This is a genomic window from Paracraurococcus lichenis (assembly GCF_030657435.1).
Lineage (GTDB): Bacteria > Pseudomonadota > Alphaproteobacteria > Acetobacterales > Acetobacteraceae > Paracraurococcus > Paracraurococcus lichenis.
This window is the reverse complement of record NZ_JAUTWS010000145.1, coordinates 1-7,774: the sequence shown is the minus strand read 5'-3', so window position 1 is coordinate 7,774 and position 7,774 is coordinate 1. Positions and strand designations below refer to the sequence as shown.

Genomic DNA, 7,774 nt, shown 5'->3' with positions numbered 1-7,774 from the left:
AGCACGCCTTCACCGTCCAGGTCGCACCGAGCGCCGATCCGGCCAGCATACAGGTTTCCGGTGCCGGAGACGAGGATACCTGGATCCCGATTCACGGCACCTTCGCCACCACCGACATCGACGGCTCGGAGCACCTGGGCAGCACCGTCATCATCAGCGGGGTACCCGCTGATGCCACGCTGAACCAGGGTACATTGGTCGGCCCAGGAACCTGGGAGGTGGCGCGCACCGCGCTCGAGACCGGCGCGCTCGCCATCCGCCCGCCAACCAATTCGGACGCGGACATCACCCTTCGCTTTGCGGTGCAGACCATTGACGGCACCTCGACCGCCACCACTGAGGTTTCCGCCACGATCGTGGTGCATGCGGTCAGTGACACGCCGACGGTACAGGCGGCCGACCTGACCGGTTCGGAGGACACCAGTATCCCGCTCACCGGGCTAGGCGGTGCCCTCACTGACACCGATGGCTCGGAAACGCTCTCCTTCCTTCTCACCGGCGTGCCGGCGGCTGCCAGGCTCTCGGCCGGGACCCAGAATGCGGACGGCAGTTGGACCCTGACCCCTGCGCAGCTCGCGGCCGCTTCGCTGACACCGCCCGTCAATTTCTCCGGCAGCATCCAGCTGACGCTCACCGCCGTGGCGACCGAAGCGCGGGATGGTGCGGCGCCGGCCCGGGCGAGCACCGCTTTCACCGTCGAAGTGAACCCGGTGGTGGACGATGGCACCATCACGGGCAGTGTCACAGGCGCGGAAGACACCGATATCGTCCTGCGGCCCACCTTCTCGACGCCCGACACCGATGGCTCGGAGACCTGGTCGGCGCTCACCCGCGTGACCGGTGTGCCCACCGGCGCGACGCTGAACTGCGGGACCGAGGTGTCTCCCGGCGCCTGGGACGTGGCCACGGCCGACTTGCGCGCCGGCGCCGTCACCATCCGGCCGCCGGCGAACAGTGACGTCGACTTCACCCTCGGCTTCAGCGCCACCCTGACCGACACGGGCAATGGCATCAGCGTCTCGAAGGTGATCACCGGGACGGAGCGCGTCACCGTGCAGGCGGTGGCGGATGCCCCGGAGGTCAATGCCGCGGATGTCTCGGGGCTGGAGGACCAGCCGATCGCGCTCGGCCTCGGGGCAAGGCTGACCGACACCGACGGCTCGGAGCAGCTCAGCCTGGTGCTGTCCGGCGTGCCGGCCGGTGCCACGCTCTCGGCCGGCACACGCAACCCCGACGGCACCTGGGCGATCGCGCCAGCCGATCTGCCGGCGCTTGCGATGACTCCGCCGCGCGACTTCTCCGGCAACATCACCCTGACCCTGCAGGCAACTTCGAGCGATCACGACAACAGCACGGCGACGACGACCACACATTTCTCTGTTCACGTCGAGGCGGTGGCCGATGCTCCAACGCTGCGGGTCGGCCCTGCCCTCGGCCTGGAGGACAGCGCGATCCCGCTGCATATCTCCGGTGCCACCACCGACATCGATGGGTCAGAGCATCTGGTCGGCTTTCGCATCACCGGTCTGCCGGACGAGGCGGTGCTGCGTGCCGGCGGTACCGTGCTGGTCCGGCAGGCGGATGGCAGCGTGCTGGTGGACGCCGCTGTGGCATCGACCCTCACGGTGACACCGCCGCATGACAGCGATGCCAATTTCACGCTGCAGGTCATTGCCATTTCCGAGGAGCCGAACGGCAGTCGCGCCGAGAGCCCGGCGCAGAATCTCCCCGTGCAGGTCATCGCGGTGGCCGATGCGCCGGTCTGGACAGGGGTCAATCCGTCCGGCACCGAGGACACGGCGATACCGCTCGGCCTGCCAGCGCGGTTGTCGGATACCGATGGGTCGGAGCACCTGTCTTTCCTCCTCTCCGGCCTGCCGCCGGGGGCGACACTGAATGTCGGTACCTACCAGGGGCCCGGTCGCTGGTCGCTGACCGCCGATGAGGCAGCGGTCGCCACCATCACGCCACCACCTGATTTCGCCGGGACGCTGCAGCTCACCGTGAGCGCCATCTCACAGGAGCAGAACGGCGGCAGCCAGGCCGTCTCGACCATCGCCTTCCCCATCCAGGTCGCGGCGGTGGTGGACACCACCGACTGGAGCGCCACCGCCACCGGGCTGGAGGACCAGCCCATCGCACTCGATCTGCGGCCCGTGCTCGGCGACCACGACGGGTCGGAGCACCTTGTCGGTCACGCCGAGGTCTCCGGCATCCCGTCCGGTGCAGTGCTGCACCTCGCGGATGGCAGCACCGTGGCCCTGTCCAGCGGCGCCTGCTCCATCGCGGTGGAGCAGCTGCCTGGCCTGACCATCACCATGCCGCATGACAGCGACGTGGCGGCGCGGCTCACGGTCGCCGTGACGGTCGAGGACACGGGCGGCGTGCGCGCCACGGTGCACGGCACCATCACGGTGGTCCCTGCCGGCGTGGCCGACACGCCGGTGAACGAGGTCTCGGACATCGCGTCTGAGGGCAATGCCTGGGAACCGCTACCCATTGACGCGCGGATGACCGATACTGATGGGTCCGAGACGCTCCATGTCTGGGTGCGGGACGTCCCGGACGACTACTATCTTTCAGCGGGCACGCCGGTCGGCAACGGCACCTGGCTGCTGCGGGCCGATGATCTGCCCGGGCTGGAGTTCAGCCGCTCGAGTTTCCATGGCGAGGTAACGCTCCGCATCGAGACCGTCTCACAGGAGAGAGACGGTGATGTTGCCAGCGTCACGAGAACCCTGGTCGTGCGGGAGGTCGACTCCGGACAAGGCGGCGCATCCAGCCCGGCCGTGCCACCGGACGGCAACACCCCGCAGGGTGACGATGCGTTGCCCTCCCTGGAGGTGACAGCGGCCGCTGGGCAGGAGGATAGCCCGCTTGCCCTCGGCATTACGGTCGCCGCGCACGACACCTCGGCGCAGACGCTCGGCTTGCGCATCGAGGGCTTGCCGCAAGGTGCCAGTCTCTCAGTCGGAGTCCACGATCCGGAGACGGGCTGCTGGGTGCTCCGCCCAGACGAGCTGGCCGGACTCAAGGTGATACCGCCGCACGACTTCTCGGGCGACATCACGCTGCAGGTGACAGCGACCTCGGTCCAGGCGGACGGCACTGTCTCGCACAGCGAGCGCGACGTCACGCTCGACTTCGCGGCGGTCGCAGACGACGCGGTCATCACCGCCTCCGTCGCGCCCGGCTCTGCCTTCGAGGACGTGCCGGTGCCGCTGCACCTTGCCGTGGTCGCGAGCGACAGCAGCGAGCAGGTCGTCTCGATCACGCTCTCCGGCCTGCCGGCCGGTGCCAGCATTGCGCCGGCGGCGGGCATCCACGACAATGGCGACGGCACCTGGTCGGTCACGCCTGCGGCGGTCGGCAACGTGGTCTTCGTGCCACCCGCCAACGAGGCCGGCACCTACTCCCTCACCGTGACGGCGGTGACGGAGGAGCCGTCCAACCACGCCACCGCCAGCACTTCCCAGACCGTCACCTTCACCGTCGCGCCAGTGCCGGATGCGCCGCTCGCCAGCGCGGCGGATGTCGCCGGTCGGGAGGATCAGCCGATCACGCTCGACCTCTCGGCCTCGCTGGTGGACCGCGACGGGTCGGAGGCGCTCTCGGTGGTGATCTCCGGCCTGCCGGAAGGGGCACGGCTGTCGGCGGGCGTCAACAATGGCGACGGCAGCTGGACGCTGACGCCGACCCAACTGCCCGGGCTGACGCTGACGCCGCCCGGCAATTGGTCCGGCAATATGGCGCTGACGATGCAGGCGCATTCGGTGGAGCGCGCGACGGGCGAGGCGGCAACGACCGAAGTGGGCTTCCATGTCGCCGTCGCCGGCGTGGCCGACACGCCGCTGGTCGATGCGGCGGTCACGGCACATGGGTCCGAGGACCAGCCGATCGGCATCGACATCGTGGCGCAGCTCACCGACCGCGACGGTTCGGAGAGTCTGGTCGTCGTCGCCACCGATGTCCCAACTGGCGCCAGCTTCTCGGCTGGCACGCTGAACCCGGACGGCAGCTGGACCATTCCCGGCGCGGCACTGCCTGGGCTGACATTCACCCCACCGCCCAACTTCTCCGGCACACTGCAACTCAACCTGGCAGTCACCGCGGTGGAGGCCGACGGCAACAGCACGACGGTGCCGGTGCAGGTCGCGGTGACGGTCGATGCGGCGGCGGACGCACCGATCCTCTCCCTCAGCGGCATCCAGGGCGAGGAGGACACGGCGATCCGATTGCCTTTGGCGGCGACGCTCACCGACACCGATGGATCCGAGAGCATTGTGCGGTTTGTCGTCTCCGGCCTGCCGACGGGCGCGACGCTTTCTGCGGGTACCCATAACAGTGATGGCAGCTGGACCCTGACCCCGGACCAGGCGGCGGACGTCACCCTGACGCCACCCGCCAACTGGTCCGGCACCATCCCGCTGTCGGTCACCGCCGTGACGCAGGAAGCGTCGAACGGCTCGGAGGCAGCGGCAACCGCTACCCTTCCCGTCACAGTGGTGCCGGTGGCCGATGCACCGGTGCTGACGGCCACGGCCGCGACCGGCGTTGAAGACCAGTCCGTTCCGCTCAGCCTGACAGCCGCGCTGACCGACACCGACGGGTCGGAGAGTTTCGCCGCGATCCGGGTCACCGGTCTGCCGCAAGGCTTCACCCTCTCCGCCGGTAGCGATGCCGGTGGCGGGGCCTGGGCACTGCACCCGGCCGATCTACCCGGCCTTCGGCTCTCGGCGCCGCAGGACTGGAACGGCACAGTCAACCTGACGCTGGAGGCGACCACGCAGGATGGCGCCAGCACGCGGACGGGGACGTGCAGCTTCGCCGTGACGCTCGCGGCGGTGAACGACGCCCCGGTACTGGATCTTGGTCAGCCGTCGCATGCAATGGCCGGCCAGGCGCATGCGTCGGTGACCAGCGACGCCAGCATCGTGGACGTGGACAGCGTCAATCTCGGCGGCGCCACCATCACCATGACGGGTGGCCAGGCCGGCGACCGGCTGGCCTTCAGCGGCTACAACCTGGTCCAGTCGGATGGTGACACTCTGCTGGGCGATACGGGAATCAAGGTCGCCACCGACTCCAACGGCCAGGTCACCCTGTCTGGCCAGGCACCTCAGCACGTCTACGAGCGCGCGATCGAGGCGCTGTCCCTCGAGAACGACCAGTCCGGCCTTGCCAGCGGCACGCGCAGCATCGGCATTACCTTGCGGGACGACGCCGGCGCGGTGGGCGAGACCCGTGTCGTGGCCGTCGTCGTCGACCCGCCGCCGGCCGTGCCCGCTGACCCGCTACCCGACCCGGCGGCCAGTCCGGGCCCGGCGACTGCAGATTCGAGCCAGGATGGCACCGCTCCGAGCGTCGCGCATGACGTGGTCGTGGCCACCATGGGCGACGGCACCGGCGGTGCGGTCCTTTCGGCGGCCCCCCACGATAATGACGGCAGCCCGGCCCTTACCCCGACCCAGGCCACGGACGCTACCCTGACGCTACCGCCCGACGCCATCCCGCCTTCGGTCGCTGCCGTGGCGCATGAAACGTCGAACGGCTCAGAGGTGCCGGCAGTCGGCAATATTCCACTTCCATCGACGCCGGTGGCAGACGCGCAGGCTTTGACGGTCGCGGCGGTAAGCGATCCTCCGGTAGTGGATCCAAGCCTGCCGTCGCACGCAGTGGCTGATCGGGCGCCTGCGTCGGTGGCCAGCGACGCCATCACCTCAAACGTGGACAGTGTTAATCTCGCTGGCGCCACCATCACCATGGCGGGCGGCCAAGTCGGCGATCGATTGACCTTCGCCGATTACAGCCTCGTCCAGTCGGATGGTCGTACCCTGCTGGGCGACACGGGAATCGAGGTGGCGACCGACACGAATGGCCACGTCACTCTGTCCGGCCGGGCGCCGCAGCAGGTCTACGAACGCGCAATCGAGGCCCTGGCGCTCGAAAACGATCAGTCTGGCCTCGCCAGCGGCACGCGTAGCATCGGCATCACGCTGCGGGACGACGCCGGCGCGGCGGGCGAGACCCGTGTCGTGGCCGTCGTCGTCGACCCGCCACCGCCCGTGCACGCTGACCCGCTTCCCGGTATGGCGGCCAGTCCGGTTACTGAGAGCGGAGATCAGAGCCATGACGCCACCATGGCGAGCGTCGCCCACGACATGATCGTGGTCGCCATGGGCGGCGGCACCGAGCATATGGGTGACACGCCCGGCAACTGGACCGAGACGACCCAGGTGGACGGTGTCGACGACCCCGGGACGGGAGGCTGGGTGCAAGTGGTGGACAACTCTGTCGTGCAGACCGTGACAGACCATGCGATCGACCTGTCACAGCCAGCTTCGGGCCAACTCCAGATCGCCGATGGCAGCCATGTGGACCTCACACAGGCCGAGCGAATCACTTGGTGACGGCACTGGTCAGCGGAAGCAGTGGCACTCGATGTCTTATCGGAGCTTCCGCGAGAAGCCTCGCCCTTCAGGGTTTGCCCTTACTACTCAGGCCACCAAATACGTAGCTGGCGATGATGGTGGATGCGGGAAATTTGGCCCGTGCATGGCTGATCCCATGTGCCGAGCCTTGGCGACATCACCTATTTGATGGCCTCCGTAGTAGCTCGGCCTCTCGTTCTACCGCTACCTCGGCGACCGCCTGCGCGTCCCGGGCGCTATGCCTGTCCCGCCGCTACCCGATCTCATCCGTCAGGCCGCTGCCCCAGCCTGGCCCCGCAGCCTGTCGGTCGCTCTGAGGCACCGCCGCCCGCGAGGGCCGAGCCAAGCCGTATTATAAAACAGGCTTCCGGCGATCCAGGTCAGGCGCCGGATGGCGGGCCGTGCGGGGTGAGAGCAGCAGGTGAACCAGGATCAGGACCCCACCGTCGCTCCGACGGTCAAAGCACCGGCCGAACCCGGCCCGCTGCAAATTGAGCGACGCCGTCCCGGGCGCAGCGACGCGGTGAATCCGCACCTGATTCCGCTACTGCGCGGTGATGGCGTCCGGTCCGCCTGCGGTGCCTGCCGCGAGGGCGCGGCGATCTTTCCCTTCTCCGTCGCCTTCCAGCCGGTGGTGGATCTGCAGGAAGGCCGCATCGACGCCTATGAGGCACTGGTGCGCGGCCCGGAGGGCGAGGGCGCTGCCCACGTCCTGGCCCAAGTGACGCTGGCGAACCGCTATGCCTTCGACCAAGCCTGCCGGGTGAAGGCAATCGAGCTCGCGGCCCGGCTCCGCATCGACCGGCAGATCAACATCAACTTCCTGCCCAATGCGGTCTACGAGCCGCGGGCCTGCATCCAGACCACGCTGCGCACCGCCGCCCGCACCGGCCTGCCGCTGCACCGCCTGACCTTCGAGATCGTCGAGTCCGAGGAGATCGTCAACACGCCGCACCTGCTGGGCATCATCGCCGAGTACCGGCGCTATGGCTTCCGCGTAGCGCTCGACGATTTCGGCACGGCCCATTCCGGCCTGGCCCGGCTGGTCCAGTTGCGTCCCGACATCGTCAAGCTCGACCGCGTCCTCGTGCAGGACTGTGACACCGACCGCGCGCGGCTCGCCGTGGTGGCCGGGCTGCTGCGCATCGGCGCCGAGATCGACGTGAAGATGGTGCTCGAGGGCGTGGAGACGGCGGGCGAGGTGGCGGCGCTGGCCGCGGCGGGCGCGCGCTACATGCAGGGCTTCTACTTCGCCCGTCCGGCCTTCGAGCATGCGGCGGCCGAGGCGGAGATCCACTGGCCGGTCCCGGTGCCCGCCTGATCGGGCGGGCTGCCCCTGGAGC

General features: G+C 69.0%; 2 protein-coding genes. Both read left to right on the top strand.

Going from position 1 to position 7,774, the window contains the following annotated elements; translation table 11 throughout:
• Window positions 1-218 precede the first annotated feature (218 nt).
• Window positions 219-6,410, top strand: a complete 6,192-nt coding sequence (locus tag Q7A36_RS37100) for a tandem-95 repeat protein (RefSeq protein ID WP_305108827.1) — start codon at window positions 219-221, stop codon at window positions 6,408-6,410.
• Between the two features lie 442 nt (window positions 6,411-6,852).
• Window positions 6,853-7,752 (top strand): EAL domain-containing protein, encoded by a 900-nt coding sequence (locus Q7A36_RS37095; protein WP_305108826.1) that lies wholly within the window; start codon window positions 6,853-6,855, stop codon window positions 7,750-7,752.
• Window positions 7,753-7,774: the final 22 nt, after the last annotated feature.